At 44.1% G+C, this 23,625-nt stretch carries 25 protein-coding genes; 16 read left to right on the top strand and 9 right to left on the bottom strand.

The annotated features are described in order from the left end of the window. Nucleotides 1-245: 245 nt before the first annotated feature. From AC4MRV_RS07110 to nagE, 8 genes are all read left to right on the top strand, one after another. Nucleotides 246-743, top strand: a complete 498-nt coding sequence (locus AC4MRV_RS07110; protein ID WP_491186734.1) for a GNAT family N-acetyltransferase — start codon at nucleotides 246-248, stop codon at nucleotides 741-743. Between the two features lie 122 nt (nucleotides 744-865). After that, nucleotides 866-1,429 carry a pyridoxamine 5'-phosphate oxidase family protein gene (locus AC4MRV_RS07105; RefSeq protein WP_491186733.1) on the top strand — a complete coding sequence of 188 codons (564 nt, stop codon included), beginning with the start codon at nucleotides 866-868 and terminating at the stop codon, nucleotides 1,427-1,429. 98 nt (nucleotides 1,430-1,527) lie between these two features. Beyond that, complete coding sequence (locus AC4MRV_RS07100) at nucleotides 1,528-1,893, top strand: VOC family protein (protein WP_491186732.1); 366 nt, start codon at nucleotides 1,528-1,530, stop codon at nucleotides 1,891-1,893. Nucleotides 1,894-1,927: 34 nt separating this feature from the next. Next, nucleotides 1,928-2,353, top strand: a complete 426-nt coding sequence (locus AC4MRV_RS07095) for a nucleotide triphosphate diphosphatase NUDT15 (protein WP_491186731.1) — start codon at nucleotides 1,928-1,930, stop codon at nucleotides 2,351-2,353. Between the two features lie 142 nt (nucleotides 2,354-2,495). Further along, nucleotides 2,496-2,978 carry a YbaK/EbsC family protein gene (locus AC4MRV_RS07090; protein ID WP_491186730.1) on the top strand — a complete coding sequence of 161 codons (483 nt, stop codon included), beginning with the start codon at nucleotides 2,496-2,498 and terminating at the stop codon, nucleotides 2,976-2,978. 148 nt (nucleotides 2,979-3,126) lie between these two features. Continuing rightward, nucleotides 3,127-3,540 (top strand): DUF1330 domain-containing protein, encoded by a 414-nt coding sequence (locus AC4MRV_RS07085; RefSeq protein WP_491186729.1) that lies wholly within the window; start codon nucleotides 3,127-3,129, stop codon nucleotides 3,538-3,540. 22 nt (nucleotides 3,541-3,562) lie between these two features. Continuing rightward, nucleotides 3,563-3,997 carry a GNAT family N-acetyltransferase gene (locus AC4MRV_RS07080; protein ID WP_491186728.1) on the top strand — a complete coding sequence of 145 codons (435 nt, stop codon included), beginning with the start codon at nucleotides 3,563-3,565 and terminating at the stop codon, nucleotides 3,995-3,997. A gap of 164 nt (nucleotides 3,998-4,161) precedes the next feature. Then, nucleotides 4,162-5,637: an N-acetylglucosamine-specific PTS transporter subunit IIBC gene (nagE, locus tag AC4MRV_RS07075; protein WP_491186727.1), complete on the top strand. Its 1,476-nt coding sequence runs from the start codon at nucleotides 4,162-4,164 to the stop codon at nucleotides 5,635-5,637. Nucleotides 5,638-5,690: 53 nt separating this feature from the next. Here nagE and AC4MRV_RS07070 read toward each other — a convergent pair whose 3' ends face one another. The 3 genes from AC4MRV_RS07070 to AC4MRV_RS07060 form a co-directional block, all read right to left on the bottom strand. Then, nucleotides 5,691-6,626, bottom strand: a complete 936-nt coding sequence (locus AC4MRV_RS07070) for a universal stress protein (protein ID WP_491186726.1) — start codon at nucleotides 6,624-6,626, stop codon at nucleotides 5,691-5,693. Nucleotides 6,627-6,717: 91 nt separating this feature from the next. Continuing rightward, complete coding sequence (locus AC4MRV_RS07065) at nucleotides 6,718-8,004, bottom strand: sensor histidine kinase (RefSeq protein WP_491186725.1); 1,287 nt, start codon at nucleotides 8,002-8,004, stop codon at nucleotides 6,718-6,720. Further along, entirely contained in the window at nucleotides 7,988-8,662 is a 675-nt protein-coding gene (locus AC4MRV_RS07060) for a response regulator transcription factor (RefSeq protein ID WP_491186724.1), read from the bottom strand. Before AC4MRV_RS07060 ends, AC4MRV_RS07065 begins: the two co-directional genes overlap by 17 nt. 222 nt (nucleotides 8,663-8,884) lie before the next feature. On the opposite strand from AC4MRV_RS07060, the gene AC4MRV_RS07055 reads away from it, so the two are divergent. Then, on the top strand, nucleotides 8,885-9,325 hold the full coding sequence (locus AC4MRV_RS07055) for a GNAT family N-acetyltransferase (RefSeq protein ID WP_491186723.1): 441 nt from the start codon (nucleotides 8,885-8,887) through the stop codon (nucleotides 9,323-9,325). A gap of 31 nt (nucleotides 9,326-9,356) precedes the next feature. Here the strand turns inward: AC4MRV_RS07055 and AC4MRV_RS07050 are convergent, their stop codons facing one another. Both AC4MRV_RS07050 and AC4MRV_RS07045 read right to left on the bottom strand, forming a co-directional pair. Beyond that, complete coding sequence (locus AC4MRV_RS07050; protein ID WP_491186722.1) at nucleotides 9,357-10,250, bottom strand: cation diffusion facilitator family transporter; 894 nt, start codon at nucleotides 10,248-10,250, stop codon at nucleotides 9,357-9,359. Nucleotides 10,251-10,458: 208 nt separating this feature from the next. Further along, on the bottom strand, nucleotides 10,459-11,337 hold the full coding sequence (locus AC4MRV_RS07045; RefSeq protein WP_491186721.1) for a LysR family transcriptional regulator: 879 nt from the start codon (nucleotides 11,335-11,337) through the stop codon (nucleotides 10,459-10,461). Nucleotides 11,338-11,482: 145 nt separating this feature from the next. On the opposite strand from AC4MRV_RS07045, the gene AC4MRV_RS07040 reads away from it, so the two are divergent. Then, nucleotides 11,483-12,061 carry a class I SAM-dependent DNA methyltransferase gene (locus tag AC4MRV_RS07040; protein WP_491186720.1) on the top strand — a complete coding sequence of 193 codons (579 nt, stop codon included), beginning with the start codon at nucleotides 11,483-11,485 and terminating at the stop codon, nucleotides 12,059-12,061. A 54-nt stretch (nucleotides 12,062-12,115) separates the two neighbouring features. On the opposite strand, the gene AC4MRV_RS07035 is transcribed toward AC4MRV_RS07040, so the two are convergent. Continuing rightward, a complete protein-coding gene (locus AC4MRV_RS07035) occupies nucleotides 12,116-14,107 on the bottom strand; it encodes an acetoacetate--CoA ligase (protein ID WP_491186719.1) in 1,992 nt (663 codons plus the stop codon). Between the two features lie 223 nt (nucleotides 14,108-14,330). Here AC4MRV_RS07035 and phhA point away from each other — a divergent pair, with 223 nt between their 5' ends. Together phhA and AC4MRV_RS07025 are read left to right on the top strand one after the other, a co-directional pair. Further along, a complete protein-coding gene (gene phhA, locus AC4MRV_RS07030; RefSeq protein ID WP_491186718.1) occupies nucleotides 14,331-15,122 on the top strand; it encodes a phenylalanine 4-monooxygenase in 792 nt (263 codons plus the stop codon). After that, nucleotides 15,115-15,444: a 4a-hydroxytetrahydrobiopterin dehydratase gene (locus AC4MRV_RS07025; protein ID WP_491186717.1), complete on the top strand. Its 330-nt coding sequence runs from the start codon at nucleotides 15,115-15,117 to the stop codon at nucleotides 15,442-15,444. The genes phhA and AC4MRV_RS07025 overlap by 8 nt, the downstream gene beginning before the upstream one ends. A gap of 40 nt (nucleotides 15,445-15,484) precedes the next feature. On the opposite strand, the gene AC4MRV_RS07020 is transcribed toward AC4MRV_RS07025, so the two are convergent. Both AC4MRV_RS07020 and AC4MRV_RS07015 read right to left on the bottom strand, forming a co-directional pair. Further along, nucleotides 15,485-17,842 carry a bifunctional diguanylate cyclase/phosphodiesterase gene (locus AC4MRV_RS07020; RefSeq protein ID WP_491186716.1) on the bottom strand — a complete coding sequence of 786 codons (2,358 nt, stop codon included), beginning with the start codon at nucleotides 17,840-17,842 and terminating at the stop codon, nucleotides 15,485-15,487. 170 nt (nucleotides 17,843-18,012) lie between these two features. Continuing rightward, on the bottom strand, nucleotides 18,013-18,585 hold the full coding sequence (locus tag AC4MRV_RS07015; protein ID WP_491186715.1) for a hypothetical protein: 573 nt from the start codon (nucleotides 18,583-18,585) through the stop codon (nucleotides 18,013-18,015). 56 nt (nucleotides 18,586-18,641) lie between these two features. Here AC4MRV_RS07015 and AC4MRV_RS07010 point away from each other — a divergent pair, with 56 nt between their 5' ends. From AC4MRV_RS07010 to secF, 4 genes are all read left to right on the top strand, one after another. Next, nucleotides 18,642-19,313 carry an SH3 domain-containing protein gene (locus AC4MRV_RS07010; RefSeq protein WP_491186714.1) on the top strand — a complete coding sequence of 224 codons (672 nt, stop codon included), beginning with the start codon at nucleotides 18,642-18,644 and terminating at the stop codon, nucleotides 19,311-19,313. Between the two features lie 102 nt (nucleotides 19,314-19,415). Further along, entirely contained in the window at nucleotides 19,416-19,892 is a 477-nt protein-coding gene (locus AC4MRV_RS07005) for a hypothetical protein (RefSeq protein ID WP_491186713.1), read from the top strand. Nucleotides 19,893-20,059: 167 nt separating this feature from the next. Continuing rightward, nucleotides 20,060-21,901 (top strand): protein translocase subunit SecD, encoded by a 1,842-nt coding sequence (gene secD, locus AC4MRV_RS07000; protein WP_491186712.1) that lies wholly within the window; start codon nucleotides 20,060-20,062, stop codon nucleotides 21,899-21,901. A 2-nt stretch (nucleotides 21,902-21,903) separates the two neighbouring features. Beyond that, entirely contained in the window at nucleotides 21,904-22,806 is a 903-nt protein-coding gene (secF, locus tag AC4MRV_RS06995) for a protein translocase subunit SecF (RefSeq protein WP_491186711.1), read from the top strand. A gap of 64 nt (nucleotides 22,807-22,870) precedes the next feature. Here the strand turns inward: secF and AC4MRV_RS06990 are convergent, their stop codons facing one another. Beyond that, a complete protein-coding gene (locus AC4MRV_RS06990) occupies nucleotides 22,871-23,602 on the bottom strand; it encodes a dienelactone hydrolase family protein (protein ID WP_491186710.1) in 732 nt (243 codons plus the stop codon). Between the last annotated feature and the right edge of the window lie 23 nt (nucleotides 23,603-23,625).

Here is a 23,625-nt window from a genome sequence, read left to right as displayed (position 1 = left end):
ATTTAGCGGCTCTTTTTTTGTTTGAAATTCGGAAACTGACGACAACAGTGTGAACGATTGGCGTCGTTAAATTATCTTGGTGTTAAATAGAGTTAAACATGTGTTAGGTTGCTTATTAAGAGTCCGTAACGCCTGTAATCTTTACCATTGCGTTACGTTTAGTACTTAAGGGTGTTTGCCAGGCCGACGTTATGGTGTAGCTTACACCTTAGCCAGGCGTTAAAACACAAGGAGGTTTTCGAGTTATGAAGGACATAGTGAACGTTAGGAAAGCGAGTAAGCAAGATACAAGTAAGCTATTAGAACTCATTGAGTATAAAGCCGAGTTTGACCGGATCATGAAAGGCTTTGACGGCAAGATTTCTACATCCAAAGAGAAAATTGAACGCACTTTATTTGGTGATTATCCGTTTGCTCATGCTCTGTTACTGGAAGTTAATGGTCTAGTTGAGGGTTTCGCATTGTTTCATTACCGTTATTCGTCTTTTCGTGGTGAACCGTCTATTTGGCTGGATGATCTCCTAGTAATCGGCAAGCATCGTTCGAAAGGGTATGGTGCAGAGCTGATGCACGCTTTGAAAGGGGAAGCTGAAAGTTCATTAGCCTCCCACATTGCATGGACAGCGAGCCCAAACAACGTCAAAGCTCACCAGTTCTACATGAAGTTAGGCGCTGAAATTGAGCGAATGGATGGTCGACGCCCTTATTTCCGTTGGGCAATATGTGCTGAACAAGCGGCTTAAGAAAGATTCGCAATATTGGAACTCGGTTTTCGGCACAATGAGTTAACTAGGGCAATCGCGTTACTTGTGACTTTATTGCTCGCCAGACTTTTTATTAGAAAATAACATGGAGGTTTCTTGTTTTGGGTAAGCAATTTTCAGAGTTTTCAGACAAGCATATCGAGTTTATTGGGCAGCAAAAAATCTACTTTGTTGCAACTGCAGCAGAGAGTGGTAGCGTGAACCTCTCACCTAAAGGTGGAGACTCCCTACGGGTTATCAATTCAAAGCAAATAGCGTGGTTGAATCTTACAGGAAGTGGAAATGAATCGGCGTCACATGTCATTCAAAACCCAAGAATGACCGTTATGTTTTGTGCATTTGAGGGATCTCCTCTAATTCTTCGAGCATACGGGCAGGCAACCGTCTTACATTCAAAAGACGAAAGCTGGGGGCAGTTTTCATCACTGTTTCCGGAAAGCGTTGCGGCGAGGCAAATCTTTGTTCTAGATGTCGAGTTGGTCCAGTCTTCATGTGGGATGTCAGTTCCTTACTTTACCTATGAAGGTGATCGCGATGACTTAGCTAAGTGGTCAGAAAAACAAGGTTCAGAGGGCATTGAGAAATATTGGCTTAAAAAGAATCAAAAGAGTATCGATGGATTTGAAACTGAAATTGCGAAAAGATCTGGCTTGGACGTGGAATAGGTGCTCACACTTACTTTTAAATTGCCGTCTGCATGAAAGCTGTATAAAAGCAATTTACCCTCTTGCTTACTGACATTGGCTATGGAGATAAGTCCTAAATGGAAAACCTAAATACGGTTGAAATTAAATCATTTGTGCCTGCTAAGAACTTTGAACTCTCAAAGCGCTTCTATCAGGCTATAGGCTTTGAAATGGCTTCTGAATTTCAAGGTGTTGCATACTTTAAATTTGGATCTTGCGCCTTTCTTCTTCAAGATTTCTATGAGCCTGTTCATAGTGAAAATTTCATGATGCATCTGTTGGTTGAAGATGCTGAGAGTTGGTATGCGCATATCTCAAGGCTCAACCTAGACGACGAATTTGGCGTTCGCGTTACTGACTTAGTTGAACAACCATGGGGTATGCTCGAGTTTTGTTTAACAGACCCGAGTGGAGTGTTGTGGCGCGTTGCGGAGAATAAGTAGCTAAACGTGGTGTTAGTTCGAAAAGGAATCGATAGTGAATAAAGAAGTACGAGTAGGTGTAGCCGCCGTTATTTTACGTGAAGGGCGTGTGTTACTTGGGGAACGTATTGGGTCTCATGGATCTCATACTTGGGCAACCCCAGGAGGCCACCTCGAAATGGGGGAAAGTATAGAAGCGTGTGCAAAACGTGAAACATTTGAGGAAACAGGCTTAGTAATAGAGTCTTTTAAGAACCTAACTTTCACTAATGATATTTTCGAAAAAGAAGGTAAGCACTATGTGACTTTGTTCGTTGTTGGCTCTTGCTCTAGTGGTGAGCCTCAGATCACTGAACCCGATAAGTGCAAACAGTGGAAATGGTTCGATTTAGAAGAACTCCCTGAGCCGTTGTTCTTGCCTTTGACCAACTTATTGGAAGAGTCCATTTGTTTCCAAGAGCTTACTAAACAAGATGGTTAAGGATATTTTTGATTTGTAGCGTTCACAGTATACATTTGGTATTTGTGTACAAGATGTAATGATATCGGCTAACTAATTATCGCGGCTTACTTTTAAATTAAGCATTATGTTTATCGTTAATTGGCGAGATTAAGGAGGAAATATGTCAAAGGAATTGAAGTCTTCATCATTAAAAGTACAAGAGTTCTTGTCCCAAAATGGCCAGGACTTTGTTGTACAAGAGATGCCCAGCTCAACTCGCACAGCGTCTGATGCTGCTGAGTCGATTGGCTGTACGGTTTCTCAAATAGCGAAGTCGTTAATCTTTAAGCACGGAGAAACAGGTGATCCAGTGCTTGTTGTCGCATCAGGCTCTAACATGGTGTGCTCTGACAAAGTGAAAGAAGCCACGGGTATTGTCTTGCTTAAAGCGGACGCTGCATTTGTTCGTGAAAAAGTGGGTTTTGCTATCGGTGGTGTACCTCCAGTGGCTCACCATGCTTCAGTCCATACCATTTTGGATAATGATTTAAATCAGTATTCCGAAATTTGGGCTGCTGCGGGAACACCTAATTCAGTGTTTAAACTTAATCCTCAGAAACTGGGGGAGCTTACTCGGGGTCAGTGGATTGATTTAGCAAAATAGAGATAGTAAGCGATTCGTGCATGTTCTAAACGTTTGGCTCTTTTTCTAGCTAACGATCACTTTAAGCTTGTTATACAAAAGCAGTTGAATAGTTTTTGGATATTAGATACTTATGTAGTGACATGCATAACTAGTATCGGGGGCTATCATGGAAGTGCTCAACGAACTTTTTCCAACCTCTGAGCAGCTTGAAAGGCTTAAAGCTTCCCCAAACTCGGGGGAAATACATTTGTTAAACCTATTCAAGTTCAGGGAAAAAGCCGTTTACGCAGATAAACGAGAAACCAATCTTACCGGTAAACAAGCTTACGAACTTTATGGCCAACCAATGCTGAAAGTATTAGAAAAATACGGTGCAGAAGTGGTTTTCTATTCTGATGTCACTGGGCTAATACTGGGTCAAGTTGATGAACTATGGGATGCTTTCGTCATTGTTAAGTACCCTTCAAGGCAGGCGCTGTTAGATATGACTTCATCAGAAGAATTCCATACTTTAAGTATCCACAGGGAAGCAGGACTGGCAGGACAACTTAATATTGAAACGAAAGTACCGGTTTCATAGCTCGAAACCAATAAGGAAAGACATGATTACATATCGAGAAATGGAGATCTCAGATTACTCTCAGGTCGCGAACCTTTGGCAGAAAACGGAGCATATGCTGCTTAGGGATGCGGACTCAAGGGAAAATATTGCTCGCTATCTGAGCCGAAATTCAGGTTTGAGTTATATAGCTCTAAAGGAAAACAAGGTTATTGGGTGTGTGTTGGTTGGCACAGATGGTCGAAGAGGTTATTTGCAACATTTAGCGGTGAGCGAATCCGCTCGAGGTCAAGGTATCGGAAAGCAGTTGGTCGCTTTGTCAGTTGATGCGCTGGCCAAGGAAGGGATTGCGAAGACACATTTATTTGTTGCCAATGACAACCCTAAAGCGCAAGGCTTTTATCACTCTCTTGGCTGGTTTCCTAGAGATGAAGTGAGAATGTTCTCTTTCAACGCATCTAATAATATTGAGATTTAGCTGAGGCTAAAAAGGCTATAACAATTTAGAAACTAAAATGAGCACCTACCGATAAATAGCTGGCGGTGCTTTTTAGATTAATTAATCTTAACCTTACCTCAACCGTGCCTTAATCCCGGTTTAGTTACTCTTTGGCGATAACAAATGACCTAAGAGGATGAAAGGTGAATATTCTAGGCTACTTACAAAAAATCGGTAAGGCACTGATGGTGCCGATTGCTGTGCTACCCGCGGGTGGTTTGATGCTCGGGTTGGGGTATGCGATAGACCCAGCAGGATGGGGCGCTAATAACGCGCTTGCTAGTATTTTGGTTAATGGCGGAAAAGGCATCATGGACAACCAAGCGTGGCTGTTCGCAGTCGGTGTTGCCTATGGTTTGGCGAAAGATAACAATGGTGCAGCAGCACTATCTGGCTTACTAGGCCTGCTAATCGTCGAAATGATTGTGGGCAATGTCAACGTAATATCCCAGATCACAGGGGTTCCGGTTGAACAGATGAGCTCGTCAGAAGTTGTCGCCTCTAAGGCAGCGGTTAGTGCATTTACCGGTATTATGATGGGTATTGTGGCTGCAACCTTATATAACCGCTTTCATACCATTAAACTGCCAGCCGCACTCGGGTTCTTTGGTGGTCGTCGCTTTGTTCCTATTGTTACCTCTCTTGCAGCGATTTCCATCAGCTTAGTTATGGTTTACGTGTGGCCAGTAGTTTATGGTGCGTTAGTCAACTTTGGTATTGCTATCTCCGAAATGGGAGCGGTGGGTGCAGGTATCTATGGTTTCTTTAATAGACTATTAATTCCAATTGGTTTACACCATGCCCTAAACCAGGTATTCATCTTCGACTTGGTTGGAATTAATGATATTAGTAAGTTCTGGTCTGGTACAGGTGAATTAGGCGTAACTGGTATTTATCAAGGTGGTTTCTTCCCGTTTATGGGTTATGGTCTGCCTGCTGCGTGTTTGGCGATGTACCACTGCGCGAAACCAGAAAACAAAAAGAAAGTTGGCGGTATTCTAGGTGCATCTGCTCTGACGGCGATTCTTACTGGCGTAACAGAACCCATTGAATTTGCGTTTATGTTTGTTGCTCCTGTTTTGTATGTCATTCACGCTTTCTTAGCGGCACTTTCATTGTACATTGCAGCTAGCATGCAGTGGATAGCGGGCTTTACGTTTAGCGGTGGTCTGATCGACTTTATTTTATCGTTCAACCTACCACTGGCAAACAAACCATACATGCTTATTCTTCAAGGCCTATGTTTTGGTGCGATTTATTACACGGTATTTCGTTTCGCCATTCTCAAGTTTGACCTTAAAACGCCAGGTCGTGAAGACGCGCAAGTGGAGCAGAGCAATGAGATGAGCTCCAATGAAAAAGCTCTGGAGTACTTAACGGCATTAGGTGGCTCAAACAACTTAACTACCATTGATTCTTGTATCACCCGCTTACGTCTGACGCTCAGTGATATGTCAGTTGTAAATGAAGAGACGCTTAAATCAATAGGCGCGCTCGGTGTGGTTAAAATGGGTAACAACAATCTTCAGGTTATAGTGGGTACTGAAGCGGAAGAAATTGCTCAAGCGATGAGGGTTCTTGCAGAATCGCAACACCTGGAACCTTCGATGAGTTCCTAGGATAAGAGGCGATATTAGAGAGGGCCGAATGAAAAGTTCGGCTCTCTTTTTGTTTACTCTATCGGAGATTTGAATTGTTCGGATTTGAGTGCCACAAGTGAGCAACTCACGTTTTGGAGAATGTTTTCGGCTGTATTACCTATCACTACTCCAGGTATACCAGTTCTTGCGAGTGTACCCATGACCAATACGTCGATTTCTGTTTCATCGACACAGTTTGGTATTTCATCATCTGGCGTACCGTGGAGAGGGTGTAAAACCATGTCGCCACCGATACCCGACGCATCAATCACACTTTGTAATGCTTCTTCGTGTTGTTGCTTAGCACTCTCGATCTGTTGGTTGAGGTCTTCTGGTGAAACCTTTATCCAGACGTGATCTTCTAGGTAGTGTTCAAGTTGATACTCCCAACACGAAATGATGTGTAATTGACTATCACAGCTGTCTGCAATCGCTCGGCTAAGTTGAAGTAAGCTAATTGAAAGAGAGTGCTCTTCATCTGTCGTGGCATTAGGGTTGACAGCGACAGCGACTCTTTGATGACTTCTAGGCTTATCTGATGGGCGGTTTAGCCAAACAGGGCAAGGGCACTTACGGAGCAAACTCATATCAATGGCTCTTAATGCTCGGCTGTTTGTTTTGTTTGGCTCTGCGTCTTTAATGACCAAGTTAATGCCGTGTTGCTGAACATAACGTATTGCTTGTATCGCGGGCTTATCTGCTACGATCAGTTTGACAGGGAACTGCATATCATCGCTAGACATGTCATGTTCCACGAGGCTTTCATGAACGAGATTTTGTAAAGACTCTAATAGCCAGCGCTCATATTGCTCTTCGTAATCATTCATGTCATTAGGAAGGTGAGGGCAGACAACTAGCCCAGTTAACTGAGCCTTGTTACGCCATGCTAGCCGAATGGATTGCGCGAGTGACTCACGATTATCCATTACTCCTTGGCTTAAGAAGAGTATGTTATTGAATTTTTGCATATTCACCTCCTTTGTTGCTTAAAGTCTTAACGCTAGGAGGGGAAATTTCCACTTTATTCCATAAACATTACAAAAAATATGGGTTTTAAGATTAACTGAAGATAATACGAGCCCTTAAACCGGGGGAGTTGTCTTTTAGAACCAGTTGGGCTCCATGTTGATTAACCACGGCATCGACCAACGACAATCCTAAGCCATTGCCGTGAGCAGTTCGGCTCTTATCTGCTCGGTACATAGGTCGGCATACATAAGGTTTGTCCGCGTCACTGATGCCAATACCATTGTCTGCGATAACCACACCCAGTTTATCAACCACCACTTCTATTGAGCCGTGATCGGGGGTGTATTTGACCGCATTTTCAACCAAGTTAAATACGGCGCGAAACAGTAATGATGGATCGCCTTTTAGGTGGCACGTTTGATCTTGACGAAAGAGTAGCTGGAGGTTTTTTTGTTCCGCAATTGGTGAGATGAACTCGATGGCATCTTGGCTTATTTTCCCTAAATCGACAGGTTGAGGGGTTAGAGTCACTTGGCCACTGTTGATTTTGGCGATCTCTAACATGCTGTTAAAGAGGGACAGAATGAGCTCTAGCTCATCATGGCATGCAGAAATTTGTTCTTGCTGTTGTGAAGAGAGTTGTTGATGAGATAACACGTCTTCCAGTCTCAGTTTTAACCGAGCCATAGGAGTGCGCATGTCGTGAGCCATGCCAACAGTAAGAGATTTCAATGTCTCTTCCTTTTTGGTCATTTGCTCGATCATATAGTTGAGGTGGATAGCGAGAATATCGAACTCATCATCTTGTTGTGAGACGGCGAGTTTTACATCGCGCTCTCCACACAATACTCGGTTCATCGCTTTATTAACGTTTTCTAAACGTCGAAGAATCAATATTGTGAAAAACAAAGCCGCTACCGACATGACGGCAATAGGCAGGACGATACTTGATAGCACAATGGGAACGAGTGCCTTACGGTAAGCTTCGACAACTTGAGGATTAACGCCGATTTCCAGCTTGACGTTATCGCCAATAGCAATATTGGTTTTATCGCTGGGCAGAGTGCTGATTGGGTAAAACTGAGTCGTGTAATGTGGCTCAATCGGTTCTATTAGGCGGTAATAAAAAGGGGTATTTGAAGCTTGCTTAGCTTGGAGCAGTTTCTCTACTTCTTCACGACTTTGTTTCGCAAGGTAACTGAACTCCATAATCTCATCATTGAGTTGTTTGGTAAGCTGTTGTCGATGAAAGCTATCCGAATCAATATATACTTGGCGAACAACCATGATATTAATGATAGCGATGACGACAAACAGCCCGACAAGAGTTTTGAAAACGGATGAACGAGTCAGCGTATAGTCATCGACGAAGGACATAGCCCGCTCCCCGAACGGTATGAAGTAGATCGCGGCATCCTGCTTCTTCAAGCTTGCGACGCAAATTCGCAACGTGTACGTCAATCACATTGGTTTTCGGGTCAAAGTGATAGCTCCAAATACTCTCAAACAGACGCATGCGAGAGACAACTTGTTCACTGTGCTCAATAAAATGTTGAATCAATTGAAACTCTTTAGGCTGGAGCTGAAGTTCAATATTGTTGCAGGTAACTTTATGCGCCCGTAGGTCTACCTCTAAGCAGTCGTAGAATAAAGATGACGTCGGGCGTGATTGACGCTGAGTTCGGTTAATGATGATGTCAACACGCGCGATCAGTTCTGCAAGGGCAAAAGGTTTAATCAAGTAGTCATCACTGCCTGCTTGCAGCCCGTCTACACGGTCTTCTACGCTGTCCATTGCACTCAAGATTAAAACGGGTAAGTCGCCTAATGTCGCTTTGATAGCGGAAAGCACCTTCATTCCATCTAAGTAGGGAAGCATACGATCAAGTACAACGAGGTCGTACTCGCCACTTAATGCCATCATCAAGCCTTGATTGCCGTCTTCTGCTTGGTCGACGGTATAACCATGTTCTTGCAGCCCTTTAGCGATAAACTCGCGTGTTGTCTGGTCATCTTCAATAATCAGCAGTTTCACATTCACTCCTCGTTTACGTGTCTTCTATCATATCCGATTCAAACGTAGACTGGGGGAATAAAAAGAAGGCTCGCGTGACTAATGCGAGCCATAACGGTCTAGGGGGTAAACCGAAAACTCTATAAATATTAGAGGCTTCCATTATCTACTTCTTGCCATTCACTGAGCATTTATGAAACATTAAGATTTCTTAATCTTCAATCAAGCCACGAAGGACAAGGAATGGATATAGAGTTAATTGCAGTCGAGACAGCCGAGTTTGAAGAGCTCTTTACTGCTGTAAAACAAGGCTTGTATAAACATATTGAGGAAGTGTTTGGCTGGGATGACGACTTTCAACGCGACCGGTTGCAAAATAGTTATGATCAGGCTTGGTTTCATTGGCTTGTCGAAAAGGGTGAAAGAGTAGGCTTAGTGTGCTTTAAGCGTTATGACAATGCTTTGCATCTCCACTTACTCATTGTATTTCCTGACAGGCAAAGACAGAGAGTTGGGCTACGTGTAATGGAACGTTTAAGAGACATTGCAACCAAGGAAGGGCGAGAAGCGCTGACGTTATCTAGCTTCGTTGTTAATAAGCAAGCGGTAAAATTCTACCAAAGGTTAGGCTACGAGGTTACGGAAAGCGATGCGCAATTTCTATCTATGAAGTTACTTCTCTAGCAAACAAAAAAGCCGCAAAATGCGGCTTTCGTTAGTTGGCAATATTCATGGTTAAGTTGAGATCTAAAGAGAGCTTCGACAGCTTATCTTTTAACACGCGGCGAGTTTTCTCCAAATCTGCGACCTGAACTTGTTTACCCTCAGCGTGAACATCCAAGTTAACTCTCAGCTCTCGGCCTACCTTTGTTACACCTGCCACCTCAAGGTGTTGATTAACTTGTTTATCTAGTGCTGAAACTTCTTTGTCTACAGTGGTAATGATCTCTTCACTTGGTTTCATCATTAGCAGCTCACGCACCGCTTCACGAAGCATATCGAACGGCACTTTAATAAAGTAGAACGACATTAGAATCATCATCATTGGGTCGGCATAGACTGCATATCCAGCGTAAGGGGAAAGTGAAACTAACCATGCAGCGATGAAGCCCAAAGTTACCGCAACGCTTAATAGGGTATCCATTTGCCATTGCGTAGCTTCTGCCTGAATCAAACCAGAGGAAAAACGCTTTGATTTATTGGCGATGTACCACCAACCGTAGCCACAACCAACGACATTGACTACACCAAAGAGGGTTGCGATTGAAGCATCAACTTCTCGACCTCCACTGAACATTGCTTGCACAGCAGAGTACAGGGAGTAGCTCACAACTAGGAGAATCACACTGCCTTTAATGGCAATGACAACGGGTTCTAAAATTGCTTTACCAAACGGAAATTGTGATTGAGAAGGTCGTTCAATGTAACGAGAAACAGCCAGCGACAACAATGTTAACAGCAAACTGACTAAAGAATAGACGCCATCAAAAACGATAACGAGTGAGCCAACAAGCAAACCGAGTACTAAGCCCCCACCCGCAAAGCCAGATGCTAAAAGGGCTGAGAAAGTTAGAATTCGTTTTTCGTTTAAGCTTGTCCTAGCACACATAAAATGATCTCGATGGAAAACACATTTATAGTTTTCAGAATTTAGGCTTGTTTGACAAACTGTATCTGTACAAAAATTAGCAGGTAAATTTTGTTTTGAGCTATTTTTTAATAAATTCAGTGGGTTATTGGTTTTTATTGCTGTCAATATAATTGACGGTCAGTGATTTTAACCGTCAATTATTCTTTTAAGCGTGAGGGAGAAGGGGTTAAAAGTCGAATAAATATTCGTTCAGTTTGTCTGCAAGCCAGGACATTCCTGGGTGCTCAGCCATTCCGGCAGCCGTGAACATACAATAGTCTTCTTGGGTTAAACCATAGGTGTGTTTAATAACAGCCAGTTTCTGTTTTCGGAGAAGGTGGCGGATCAGTGGCTCAGGCAATACCCCCCAAGCTTCCTCTTCCAAAATAGTGTTAAGCATGTAGTCAAAGCTTGAGAATCCAATATGTCTGAGTGAGAAGGGTTGTAGCTCTGGGTTATCTTTCTCGTTCAGGTAAACCATTACCGCTTGCATAGCATTACGCAGCTCGTCGTCAGATACACGGCGCATCTTACTTAGAGGGTGCTCTGCACTGCATACCGACATCATGCGAATTTTGCCTAAAGGCTGGAAAGTGATGTGAGGGTCATCAATGCGCTCATAGTCGACACCAAAAGCAAAGTCGACTTGTTGAGTCGCGACTAAATTAGCTAGATCGCCACTGGACGCTAACACAATATTAAATGCGGTCGCAGGGAAACGGTTATTGAGTTTATGAGATAGCTCATGCCACATTTCGTCTGGCAGGGAGTCATCTCGCGCAATCCAGACTTCCGCGTTGAACTCGCCTGAAACCTGAGCACACGTTTGACGAATACGAGAAGCGGTAACGAGTAAGTTCTGACTGTCTTTATAGATGGCTTTTCCTGCTTCAGACAGCGTTAGATGATTGCCACTACGGATAAAGAGCTCGATGTTCAGATCCTTCTCTAATGCTTTGATGGCCATGCTTAATTTTGTGCGGTTGCATTCAAGTTGGCGTGCAGCTTCTGAAACGGAACCGGTATCGGCAACACTACAAAATGCTTCAATTTGGGATAAGTTCATTGTTTCGTCATTAAGAGAGATCTTTTGTCAGATAGTATAACAATAATCGCAGATTGTCCGTTTTACGGAACGAAACGCTAGGAATTTCATGCAGTTTTGATACTCTTGGAAGATGCCAAATGAATGAAGTTATAGGGAGATCATGATGGCAACGAGTTGGGATGATGTCGCAGCAGGTTGGGACAAAGAAGAATCGACAGGTGTATACGCCAATAAAGCGTTCGAGTCACTGCAAGGCATCATTAACGCACAAGGAGCTCGCGTTCTAGATTTTGGATGTGGAACTGGGCTGCTGTGCCAGAAGTTATCACCATTGGCAAAAGAAATTGTCGCGCTTGATAGCTCTGAATCGATGATTGAACAATTAGACAGAAAAGAGCTCGCGAATGTCGAGCCCGTTGTGGACATTTTGAGCCGCGGCCTGGTCGCAATGCACCCAGCATTTCGCGATCAATTTGATCTTGTGGTCGCTTCATCGGTTTGTAGCTTTCTTCCTAACTATGCAGATGTTGCAGATATCATTTACAGCCTACTCGACAAAGGTAACTATTTCGTCCATTGGGACTGGTTATCGGATAAAGATGAAGCTGGTGGTATGACGAAACAGCATGTAGAACAAGTGCTGACCAGCGTTGGTTTTGATGAAGTGGACATAACGACGCCATTTGATATTGAGACACCGCAAGGCAAACTTACCGTTCTAATGGCTGTAGCCAAAAAGTAAAAAGTTCAGTAAGCCCGGTCACTCGACCGGGCTTTTTACTTGGTTCAGAGGTTACTATGCGCTGGCGTATTGAATAACCTCTTCAAGGGCCGAAGGGTTGGCTATCGCCCCTTTATTTTTCACTTCTTGTCCATGCAAAACCTGCTTGACGGCTAGCTCCACCAACTTACCAGATTTCGTTTTCGGTATTTCTCTTAGGGAATAAATCTCGCTTGGAACGTGTCTTGGCGAACATTTCATCTTAAGCGTTGTACGGATCTGAGCCATCAGATCGCCACTCAGCATTGATCCCTGCTCTAGTTGGACGAACAGGACGATTTTCTCGTCACCGTCGACATGGCGGGAAACCGCGATTGAGTCTTTTACTTCTGGCAATTGATTCACTTGCTGATATATCTCGGCGGTACCGATTCTGACCCCTCCAGGGTTAAGCGTAGTATCACTCCTGCCATAGAAGAGCATACCGCCATTGTCTGTCAGTTCCACATCGTCACCATGGTGCCATGTATTCTCATATTTGCTCCAATAGGCTTCGTGATAGCGTTCACCATTGTCGTGCCAAAAACCAAGAGGTTGATTTGGAAAGCTGTTTCTACAGACTAACTCACCGCGCTTATTTTTAATTTCTACACCGTGTTCGTTAAACACCGAAACGTCCATTCCGAGCCCAGCTCCTTGACATTCACCTTTATAGACAGGTGAAATGGGATTACCCAAGACGAAGCAACCACAAATATCCGTACCACCAGAAATAGATGCAAGGTGCAGGTCAACTTTAATGTTGGCATAAACGTAGTCGAACTGTTGAGGGTAGAGGACTGAGCCGGTGGAACAAAGGGTTTTTAAATACGATAAGTCGCAGCTTTCAGCAGGATAAAACGACGTCTTTTGCAGGGCTTCAAGGTATTTAGCCGAGGTTCCAAATAGAGTGACCTGCGCTTCATCGGCTAACTGCCATAAAACATCTGGGTTAGGGAACATTGGGCTGCCATCGAAGATGACTAACGTGGCACCACTAGCGAGAGCAGAAACATGCCAGTTCCACATCATCCATCCACATGTCGTATAGTAAAACACTCGGTCTTTGGGTTGAATGTCACAGTGTAGTTGATGCTCTTTGAGATGGTTTAATACGGTTCCACCTACGGAGTGAACAATACACTTGGGTTTCCCTGTTGTTCCTGACGAATAAAGAACGAAGAGCGGGTCATTAAAGCTAATGCGTTTGTAACGTATTCCTCTTGGTAGGAAGCTCGCGAGGATCGCTTCCCAATCTGAAAAGGTTTCGTTACTCATGTCTTCTGTGAAGCCTTGGCGCAGATAGTCAATTTGGCACGTATTGGTGATGGATGGCAATGCACGAACAATATCGCGGTTCTTTTGCTCCATATTGAACGTCTTGCCGTTAAACTGGTAGCCATTACAGCAAAAGAGCACTTTAGGCTGAACTTGTCCGAACCTCTCCGTCACACTCTCAACACCAAAATCTGGCGAGGTAGAAGTCCAGATAGCACCTAAGCTAGTGGTGGCCAACATTGCTACGACGGTTTCTGTCATATGGGGCAAATAACCAGCCACAACATCGCCTTTCCCAACACCATTGTGAGCGAGCCATTGCTGTAAAATTGATACCTGATCACATAACGCCTGCCAGGTTGTTTTTTGGCTTTCGCCACGTTCGTTTTTAAACCAAATTGCAATGTCTTCAGGCGCTTGGAATGCTTGCGCAAGAAGGTTTTCAGCATAGTTTAGTTGTGCTTGAGGAAACCAAATGGTGTCTCTGTTTGATTGGAAGTTACCCCAGCGAGCGAGACCTTCACCATGTATGCAATCCCCTTTGAAACCAATAACATCGCAAAACTGCCAGATCTCTAGCCAAAAATCCTTTTTGTTGTCGATAGACCATTGGTGCAGATCTGTATAGCCTCTGAGATCGTGACCTTGAATGTTGATGTGGTTGATAAACTGCTGGAGATTAGAAGAATCTATTCGTTGTTGGCTTGGGTTCCACAATGGTTCCCCTTGAACTTCTACACACTGCGACATGACGCCCTCGTCGGTAATATCCTTGTTGTTGGCTTAAGTTTTGATGGAAAATCATACAAAGTCAAACAAATGCAACAGAATCAGATTGCTGAAAAATAAGCAAAAAACCGTCAAATGTAAAATATTTGTTACACGTATTGGTGGTCGGATATCTCTGGTTAAATTGTCACCAAACAGTCGTCACGATAGGCTTAATGTAACGAGATTGTTAAAGGATATAGCAATGACAGAGTATGTATCTAAGCCTGTGAATGAGAACGGGTTTGTTGAATGGAGTCAGGAAGAAGATCGCATCTGGCAAGACCTTATTTCTCGTCAATTGGCGCTTGTAGAGAAGAGTGCATGTAAAGAGTATTTGGATGGGTTGGAAATGCTGAATTTGCCTATTGAGCGTGTACCCCAGCTTCCTGATATCAACCGAATATTATTGCGAGAAACAGGTTGGCAAGTTGAGCCTGTTCCCGCACTTATTAACTTTGACCGTTTCTTTGCTTTACTTGCTGACAAAAAGTTTCCCGTCGCGACGTTTTTGCGCAGTCGAGAGGAGTTCGATTACCTTCAAGAGCCAGACTTTTTCCACGAGATATTTGGTCACTGCGCAATGCTGACTAACCCCCAGTTTGCCGAGTTTACACACACCTATGGTCAACTCGGTAAGAATGCGACTTCAAAAGAGCGGGTTTACTTAGCGAGATTGTATTGGTTTACCGTCGAGTTTGGCTTGGTCAAAGAAGGGAACCAACTCAAAATCTATGGAGGCGGTATACTTTCATCTCCAGGCGAAACGGTGTACTCCCTCGAGAGCCCGGAAGCGATACGGGATGAGTTCGATATTCATACAGTGCTAAGAACGCCTTACCGAATTGATATTATGCAGCCCAAATACTTTGTGCTCGAAGACATTAAACAGCTCTATAAATTGAGTCAAATGGATATGATGTTTCATGTCCAGCAAGCAATAAAGGCGGGGTTACTGCCCCCATTATTTGAACCAAAGGAAGTGACACATGCTTGATGAATTACGCTGCGAAGCATGCAGCAGCAGTGCCGTGGCATTAGGTGCCGAAGAGAGAAGACTCCTATTGACTGAACTTGATGGTTGGCAAATGCTAGAACGAGATGGCATTCCACAACTTGAAAAAGTGTACAAGTTCAAAAACTATAAGCTGGCATGGGCATTCGCCAACCAAATTTCTGAATTGGCGGAAGAGGAGTTTCATCACCCTTCTATCCTATTAGAATGGGGTAAAGTGACAGTCACTTGGTGGAGTCATTCGATTAAGGGATTGCATCAAAATGATTTTATCTGTGCGGCGAAGTGTGATCGCATAGGGTAACCAACCATCGTGTAAGAAGCCTGCAATGTGCAGGCTTTTTTTATGCTGTCTCGCGCTTCATTTGGTTTAGCACAGCTTCGATTTGACACACCGATACGGGTTTCGATTTCAAGTAGCCTTGAATGTAGTGGCAATGATACTGAGTCAGTATGGCCAACTGCTGTGGCGTTTCCACGCCCTCGGCGACAACCTTGAGGTTGATGGTATGGGCCAGATTGATGATGGCTTGGCATAAGCTGTCGGCATTGTCTTGGCCAAGAGCAATTTTGCTTACAAAACTGCGATCTACCTTGATGACATCGACAGGGTAATCATTAATGACAGATAGTGAAGAGTATCCGGTCCCGAAATCATCGAGGTAAAGGCTGATACCGAGGTCTTTTATACGTTGGAGCTGCTGCGCATTACAATCATCACTCAATAACATTGACTCAGTTATCTCGACGCCAATAAAGTGTGCAGGGAAATCGACGTGTTGAAAAAGGCTTGATAACGTATGGTAAATGTGCTCAGATTCAAACTGCTTTGCAGACACATTAATGTTAATGCGAGGCATCTTTTCAATGTTTGGGTTGCGCCATAAACGTTGCAATGTTTTACAGCACTCAGTCGCGACCCAGTCTCCGATTTGAATGATCAAGCCAGTCTCTTCCGCTATGGGTATAAAATCTTCTGGCGAAATTGCCCCAAATTTGGGGTGATTCCAGCGCAGCAACGACTCAAAGCCGACAACATCATCATTTTTCGTGTCATAGATTGGTTGATACACGAGATAAAGCTGTTTTAATGCTAAGGCACTGGTTAACTCTTGTTCTAACGTGAACCGTTTTTTAGCTTGCTGAAACATGGTCTCATGAAAGAACACCACTTTGTCATGACTTGAGTTCTTCGCTTGGTACATTGCGGTGTCGGCTTCTCGGAGAATCTCAGTCAGTGAACGTGTATGGTCTGTGACCACAGAAATACCAATACTTGCTCCTATATAGCAGCGCTGTCCATCAAGAATATACGGTTGGCTAAGTAGTTGGGCATAGCGCTGGCAGATCTGGTTGAGCGTTGACTTATCGACCAGTTCAGGCAAACAAATCACAAACTCATCTCCACCAAAACGAAAACTGACATCATTGTTTCGGCAATTGGAGCTTAATCTTTCTGCCACCAGCTGAAGAAGCTTGTCGCCTAAAAGGTGACCCATGGAGTCATTGATCACCTTAAAACGGTCTAGATCGATAAAGAGTATTGAGAAGCCGAGACTGTGCTCATTTTTTAGCTGAGTTAAGCGCTGCTCAACTTCCTGCGAAAGTGCCGTTCGATTGAATAAGCCAGTGAGATTGTCTTTGACGGCTTGAGCCGCGAGGCTTTGCGTTTTCTCTGCGATAACAAGATCAGAGACTTTCAGGCGTGTGGCGTAAAAGTTGGCAGATAGGGTGGCACTCACCGTGAGTAGAAATATCAATGCAAATACTGTGGCGCCATACATCGCTGTGCTGCCAGTTCTATCGACCATTGAAACGGATAGAATCCATTGTTGATCAAATAAATCAATATGTACGGCTTTTTCTAAGGTGGAAATTCGTTCGGATATTTTCTTGTCACTTAACGACGTATTGAGGTGAGAGCGGAAGATGTGTCTATCGGTAGCGATAGAGTAAACAGAGATATTACTGTCCGTTGAGTTGATGTCATCTTGCCAAGTCGTGCCCAACAACTCATGCAGAACTACGTTTGCTACCACATAGCCTTTGAGAACACCAGGTTGTTCGAATAGTGGTAGAAATAGCCGGATTCCTAGCTGACCATCTAATTCAAAATGAGCGACACCGATACCTTCATTATTATAAGACTGAGTTATCGCATGGATGTTTTCAGGTAAGTTCTCTAAGCGGAGTCCAAGTTCATCGCTTGCTTCGAATGTAGATGATACATAAAAAACCGGTAAGGTCGCGTGATCCAGAAAGGGTGGGGTATAGAGCTGTTGTTCGACTTTGGGCTCAACTCGATAGCCCCAGAATCCATCTTGCTTGGCATCTTGCTCTAGCTGAGGAATTTCGCTAAGAGGCGTTAGCGGTGCCCAAACAATCGAACGTACACCAGTGTGACTGTCAGTTTGATCGCTGAGAAACTGCTCAAACTGTTGCTGCGAAGGGTGGTTGCTATTCTGCAAAAAAGCGCCAGTTAGCAACATTAAATGCCGAGTAGATTCGAGAGTTTGATCTAATGCGTTACGCTTTATTTCTACGCGACGTTCTAATTCGTCTTGCATCTGTTTTGTTTCGTAATAATAGACGGTCGCAACACTCGCGATAGCGAGAAGCGTGCCTGTAATCCAGATCTGCAAAACGTGTTTGATAGAAAGCGACAGTTTCAAAGTTTTGGTTATTGGTTGGTGAGGATGCATAAATAGTAATGATAATTAATATTTATGCAAATAATAATTAATCTCATTTGGTTTGGGTGTAAATTATTAATTAATCTAACAATAAGGACCAATTCGCTACATTCACAGTGAGAGAAATGAATGTTTAGAAACATGTACTTACAATGCAGTTGTTAAAGGACATTGGATGATTAATGTTGGTGGGGATTGTGATCTTGCGATTGGTTGAGAGACGTAAATTCGTTCTCATAGCGCTTTTGAATCAAGCGGAGTTTCCCAACTAACTGCTCGACGCTTTTCTTTAGCATAGTATTGCTCTGAGCATAGTTATGGCTGACGGCGCCATTCGTGGCGAGTTGTATTGCTTGGCAATGCTCACTGAGTTGCGACCATAACTCGGATGCCTCGGTGATATCGGCTTCTAGGCTCGTTATCCGGATCATCTCTTCTTCTATCGCTTGAATGATTTGTCTTGATGCATCGAGCTGCATTTCTAGTTTGTGTTTGGTCGCCAGCGAACCCGCTGTCCAAAGGCCAGCTAGTTCATTTAGGGTAAACTCTTGATGAAGTAATGGTTGTGTCACGTGGTGATGTAGTAACTGATTAAAGCGCTCGGCATGAAAATTGTAATTATCGTCGATCTGCTGCTGTAATTTGAGGGTGTAATTCCAAGTTTGCGCATCGCAATGGGCACCGAAGCCATCTAAAGGTAAAGTGCAAAGATATGCTGCCGCTATAGTATAAACAAACGAGTGCCATTTCATGCTGAAACTTGTGCTGGTCTGGATTTGATAAGTATAGGAAAAGAATCGACTACATTATGAAAAAGATTGTTATGGTTGTCTTACTCTTGGTTGGTATTGCGTGCGCAGGTGCAGGCTATTACATCTTCTATCTCAAACCCCAACAAGAAGCGGAACTGGCTAGCCAAATGATGGAGGAAGAGGAAGAGTTACCTCCATTAAATATTGTAGAAGAAGAGGAAGAAGAAGCGCCAAAGCCTCCCGTCACGGATTATTATGTTAGCCCAGAAAAATTAGGGGTTCGTGAATATCCAAATTATGAAGCGTTTGTTGAAAGCGTTGTCTACCGTGGCGAAAAACTTCATATCCTAGAAAAAAAAGACGGCTGGGGGCGAATCTCCGCATACTACGTTTATGAAGACGGAGGGCCTGAGGTCGCAGAATGGGTGCCAATGGAAGCTCTGCTAGAAGTAGCGCCAACCATTACAAAAGATGAACGCCGAGAAACCGTAAGTAGCTATATTGAAAATTCAGACGACTTCAAACTGCATTTTGAAATGTTTGTTAAGAAAACAGATCAACTACTTAAAGATAAAACGTGTACACCAGAAGATTTTGAAGAGACGAAAGGTTGGATGCGCTCGCTTACGTTTAAAGAGCGCGACGTCTATTTTGTTTATTGTGGTGGATTGAAACAAGCCAACAAAATCTATCTTGATGTACAAAACGGTGAGATCTTTTACCGTTAATCGATACCATCAAAACTGAAAGCTTAAGTTTTAGATTATTTTAGTTGCCGCTGGGTGAAGTTAGGCCTAATATCGCCTTGTCTAATTTAATTGGTTACGTGAATGATTCAACGCGTGATAAAACTTTTCTGGCTTGCTTTGTTTGCGATGGTTCTTCCAGCGCAAGCGGTGGCGTATTTAGCGCAAGCAGAAAGTGATATTGGTGCGCGTTTAACACACTCAATCAGTAACGCTAACCAGTTATCCCAAGCAGATGCTCAAGCCTTATTTGATGCGTCTCGCGAAGAGAAAGAATCTAGTTCTCGTCCAGTTTCTCAATCGGAAGGAAGTGTTGATGTAGTTGCTATCATCAACTTAAATCGCTGGGGAATGTCAGGTCGTCATATCGATGAATCTGATATCAATGAAACGGACTCCTACCTAGCTGATGTTAATCAACTACCACCACATAAACTCTATTGTCACCCGATCCTCGCTAAAGCGTACTGGGCTGATAATGCTTTTTCTGCCAACCATCGAATCTCGGGTTGGAAAGACTCTAATGCCTTGTATGTGGCGTTAAACAGTCAATTCGCATAATTCCTCTACCTTAAGCTAACAACCTGTGTTGTTGGCGAAAAAATTCGATTGTTCAACTAGATGCTTCAGTAGTGAGTAATGCTATTTACTGATGCGTTTGGTGACTTCTACTCCTGACTTCTGCCCTTGACTTATGTCAAGTGGTCAAACACATACTAAGAAAAATTATGAAGCGAAACTTAGCCAGTAAGGCAAAAAGCGCGCGTGTAATGAACCATTACTCAGCGTGGAAATACGTGGTGCTGATTGTAACGATTGTACTACTCGCACTCAGCGCTATCCCAACGTGGTACGGTGAACAACCCTCCATACAGGTGACAACGTCACAAAACGATAAAGTGCTAAATAATCCAGTTGAGCTAAACCGCTACTTGGATCAAAACAACATTCAAGCTGAACGCATTCAACAGCAAGGTAATAGCACGACCTTAGTGTTTGAAAATGAAACTCAGCAAACCCACGCTCGTGAGGCTTTGAACAAGCTTATCGGTAAAGATGACACGATTACTTTCTCGTACGTTTCAGTCGCCCCTGAGTGGTTGGGTGAAATGGGCTTTAGCCCAATCAAGTTAGGTCTCGATCTACGAGGTGGTGTGCAGTTCCTACTTAACGTCGATATCGATAAAGCCTTTGAAGAGCAACGCAATACATTAGTGGATGAAATGCGTGACATGCTTCGTCAAGAGCGTATTCGTGGCGTTAAGTTTGCTCAAGTTGGCGTTGATGGCTTTGATGTGAAAAGCCAGTCAAGCGAATCACTTGATAAAGCGGCGTCTTACATTAAACAGAATTATCCTGGTTGGGACATTAAGCGTCATTCAGACTATTTAGCAGTGAAACCAACCCAGCAAAATAAGACAGAATTCCAGACGATTACGATCACCCAAAACTTGAAAATTATGCGTGATCGTATTGAGGAACTTGGTATTACTGAAGCTGCAGTTCAACGCCAGGGTGAACACAGTATTCGCATCGAGTTGCCAGGCGTTCAAGACCCGTCGCAAGCCAAGAATGTAATCGGTGCTACGGCAACACTCGCGTTCCATGAAGCGAAATCGCCATCTGAAGGACTTGGCTACGGAGATATCGTACTAAAAGACAATGACGGCCGCGATGTCGTGCTAAGTAAGCGCGCTGTATTGACTGGTGAGCATATTGTTAATGCTCGTGCTGGTATCGATAAGATGGGCTTTTCTGAAGTAAACATTTCCCTTGACCACGCTGGTGGCAAGATTATGAGTGACTTCTCAGGCAAGCACATCGGTAAACCTATGGCTACGGTCTATAGCGAATATACGACGAATGCGAAAGGTGAAACAGAGCGTAGCGAACGTGTCATCAGTGTGGCAACGATTCAATCTCAACTAGGTAGCCAGTTCCGAATCACAGGAGCAGGTTCTATGGAAGATGCGCAAAACTTAGCGTTACTACTGCGCGCTGGCTCATTGACCGCCCCTGTGACCATAGTAGAAGAGCGTACTATTGGCGCCTCCTTAGGCGCTGAAAACATTCAAAATGGTTTTGCAGCCCTAGGTCTTGGCCTTGCAATGACATTGACCTTTATGGCGCTTTGGTACCGCCGTCTTGGTTGGGTTGCCAACGTAGCGCTGTTGGTCAACATGGTGAGCTTACTGGGCTTGATTGCTCTGCTACCTGGAGCGGTTCTGACCTTGCCGGGTATCGCGGGTCTTGTTTTAACGGTCGGTATGGCTGTTGATACTAACGTTCTCATCTTTGAGCGTATTAAAGACAAGTTAGCTGAAGGGCGGACATTTGCCCAATCCATCGACTTGGGTTTTGGCAGCGCATTGAGCACCATTCTTGATGCCAACATCACGACCATGATTACCGCGGTTGTTTTGTACTCCATTGGTAATGGCCCGATCCAGGGCTTTGCTTTGACCTTAGGTCTTGGTCTATTGACCAGTATGTTTAGTGGTGTGTTCGCTTCTCGCGCAATTATTAACTTGGTTTGGGGACGCGACAGTCGTCGTGATGTAAGGGTTTAATCATGGTCGAATATCTAAAACAAAACATCCGTAAAATTCGCTACATTACGAGCGTTGTTTCGGTGGCGTTAATGGTGATTTCACTGGTTGCACTGGGTGCGCGCGGTCTGAATATGGGCTTAGACTTTACCGGTGGTATGGTGACCGAAGTTCAGGTCGATAACAGTTTAACGACCAATGATCTACTTGAGGCGCTTCAGCCTGAATTAGGTGAGTTTACGTCTGTTACTCACTCTGACGAAGCTGGACGCTGGGTTATTCGCTACCCAATCCCAGAGCAGGGGACAGCAGCACCAGACGTTGAGAGTGTGTTAGGGAAGGTTTCTCATCAGGTCACTGTGGTAAGCAACAGTATGGTTGGTTCTCAGGTAGGAGAAGACCTAGTCGACCAAGGTGGCTTAGCGCTGCTTATTTCGATGATGTGTATTTTGGGTTACCTATGTTTCCGATTTGAATGGCGTTTGGCGAGTGGTTCTCTGCTGGCGCTAATTCACGATGTTGTGCTCGTTTTGGGTTTCTTCGCTGCGACCCAAATGGAGTTCAACCTAACTGTATTTGCTGCAATCCTTGCCATACTGGGCTACTCACTGAATGACTCAATCATTATCGCCGACCGTATTCGTGAGCTGCTGGTTGCTAAACAATCAACTCCAACAGAAGAGATCAACGACCAAGCGGTGATCGCGACCTTCTCTCGTACTATGGTGACATCAGGCACAACGTTGTTAACTGTGTCTGCACTGTGGATTATGGGTGGTAATGCCCTAGAAGGGTTCGCAACGGCTATGTTTATAGGGATTCTATCTGGTACATGGTCATCGATTTCTATCGGTACTGTACTGCCTGAGTGGCTCAAATTGGAGCCTAAACATTACCTACCAGTAGAAATAGACTCTGCACCTTAGGTATGCATTAAAATAAGGTAAGTTGCGTAAGTAAAGGCTAGGGAGTGTTCTCTAGCCTTTTGTTTTAGCGGGTGTGTGTAGTGAGAAACTCAGTGAATCGCTGCCACGATTTTCCATCGGCTAGTTTGTGGTAACGTGAGCTGTCGAAAACCGTAAATGCGTGTGGTGCTCCACTGTAGGTAATCATCTCATGGGAAACGTTTTGGGCTTCTAGCTCACTGGCAAGTGCCGCAAATTGAGACATAGGAATCGCAGAATCTGCAGTGCCATGCAAGACAAGAATAGGGGCACTTGCAGCTTGGTAATTTTGACCATCTGGTGTTTTCAATCCGCCATGGAAGGTGACGAAGCCGTTCGCTTTCATTCCTGCTCGCGCTGATTCAAGAACGGCCGCTCCACCAAAGCAGTAGCCCATGACGACGACATGATCATTTCCACCATTAAGTGATGCGGCGTAATCTAGGCTGCCTTGCATCAACGCCCTAAGCTTTTTTCTGTCTTTGTATAGCTCGCCTGTGTGCTGTTTTTTATCTTTCATTTCTGTGGGTCGTACACCTTTACCAAATAGGTCGACCGCGAAAACGTTATAGCCCAGCTCTGTAAGCATCTCAGCTCTTCTCGCTTCGTACTCAGTTAGGCCATCCCAGTCGTGGACAAGCAACACAAGTGGAGAAGTATCAGACGCTTTAGACCAGTAGCCTTCGTACTCATTACCATTTACATTGTAAATTTTGTTTTCGCCAGCAAAGCTGTTAAAGCCAATTAGCACAAGAAAAGTGTAGAGCAGATATTTCATGGTTCACCTCCTGCGGTTTCAGA

This window comes from Vibrio sp. (assembly GCF_984391705.1).
This window is presented reverse-complemented; position numbering and strand designations above follow the sequence as displayed.

What these genes read in the sequence shown, in the direction of transcription:
- secD (WP_491186712.1), top strand. Translation starts at nt 20,060, where the DNA reads ATGAAGCGAAACTTAGCCAGTAAGGCAAAAAGCGCGCGTGTAATGAAC.
- AC4MRV_RS07080 (WP_491186728.1), top strand. Translation starts at nt 3,563, where the DNA reads ATGATTACATATCGAGAAATGGAGATCTCAGATTACTCTCAGGTCGCG.
- AC4MRV_RS07090 (WP_491186730.1), top strand. Translation starts at nt 2,496, where the DNA reads ATGTCAAAGGAATTGAAGTCTTCATCATTAAAAGTACAAGAGTTCTTG.
- AC4MRV_RS07005 (WP_491186713.1), top strand. Translation starts at nt 19,416, where the DNA reads ATGATTCAACGCGTGATAAAACTTTTCTGGCTTGCTTTGTTTGCGATG.
- AC4MRV_RS06990 (WP_491186710.1), bottom strand. Translation starts at nt 23,602, where the DNA reads ATGAAATATCTGCTCTACACTTTTCTTGTGCTAATTGGCTTTAACAGC.
- AC4MRV_RS07015 (WP_491186715.1), bottom strand. Translation starts at nt 18,585, where the DNA reads ATGAAATGGCACTCGTTTGTTTATACTATAGCGGCAGCATATCTTTGC.
- AC4MRV_RS07085 (WP_491186729.1), top strand. Translation starts at nt 3,127, where the DNA reads ATGGAAGTGCTCAACGAACTTTTTCCAACCTCTGAGCAGCTTGAAAGG.
- AC4MRV_RS07035 (WP_491186719.1), bottom strand. Translation starts at nt 14,107, where the DNA reads ATGTCGCAGTGTGTAGAAGTTCAAGGGGAACCATTGTGGAACCCAAGC.
- AC4MRV_RS07070 (WP_491186726.1), bottom strand. Translation starts at nt 6,626, where the DNA reads ATGCAAAAATTCAATAACATACTCTTCTTAAGCCAAGGAGTAATGGAT.
- AC4MRV_RS07025 (WP_491186717.1), top strand. Translation starts at nt 15,115, where the DNA reads ATGCTTGATGAATTACGCTGCGAAGCATGCAGCAGCAGTGCCGTGGCA.
- AC4MRV_RS07050 (WP_491186722.1), bottom strand. Translation starts at nt 10,250, where the DNA reads ATGTGTGCTAGGACAAGCTTAAACGAAAAACGAATTCTAACTTTCTCA.
- AC4MRV_RS07040 (WP_491186720.1), top strand. Translation starts at nt 11,483, where the DNA reads ATGGCAACGAGTTGGGATGATGTCGCAGCAGGTTGGGACAAAGAAGAA.
- AC4MRV_RS07065 (WP_491186725.1), bottom strand. Translation starts at nt 8,004, where the DNA reads ATGTCCTTCGTCGATGACTATACGCTGACTCGTTCATCCGTTTTCAAA.
- AC4MRV_RS07010 (WP_491186714.1), top strand. Translation starts at nt 18,642, where the DNA reads ATGAAAAAGATTGTTATGGTTGTCTTACTCTTGGTTGGTATTGCGTGC.
- AC4MRV_RS07045 (WP_491186721.1), bottom strand. Translation starts at nt 11,337, where the DNA reads ATGAACTTATCCCAAATTGAAGCATTTTGTAGTGTTGCCGATACCGGT.
- AC4MRV_RS07055 (WP_491186723.1), top strand. Translation starts at nt 8,885, where the DNA reads ATGGATATAGAGTTAATTGCAGTCGAGACAGCCGAGTTTGAAGAGCTC.
- secF (WP_491186711.1), top strand. Translation starts at nt 21,904, where the DNA reads ATGGTCGAATATCTAAAACAAAACATCCGTAAAATTCGCTACATTACG.
- AC4MRV_RS07020 (WP_491186716.1), bottom strand. Translation starts at nt 17,842, where the DNA reads ATGCATCCTCACCAACCAATAACCAAAACTTTGAAACTGTCGCTTTCT.
- AC4MRV_RS07110 (WP_491186734.1), top strand. Translation starts at nt 246, where the DNA reads ATGAAGGACATAGTGAACGTTAGGAAAGCGAGTAAGCAAGATACAAGT.
- phhA (WP_491186718.1), top strand. Translation starts at nt 14,331, where the DNA reads ATGACAGAGTATGTATCTAAGCCTGTGAATGAGAACGGGTTTGTTGAA.
- AC4MRV_RS07100 (WP_491186732.1), top strand. Translation starts at nt 1,528, where the DNA reads ATGGAAAACCTAAATACGGTTGAAATTAAATCATTTGTGCCTGCTAAG.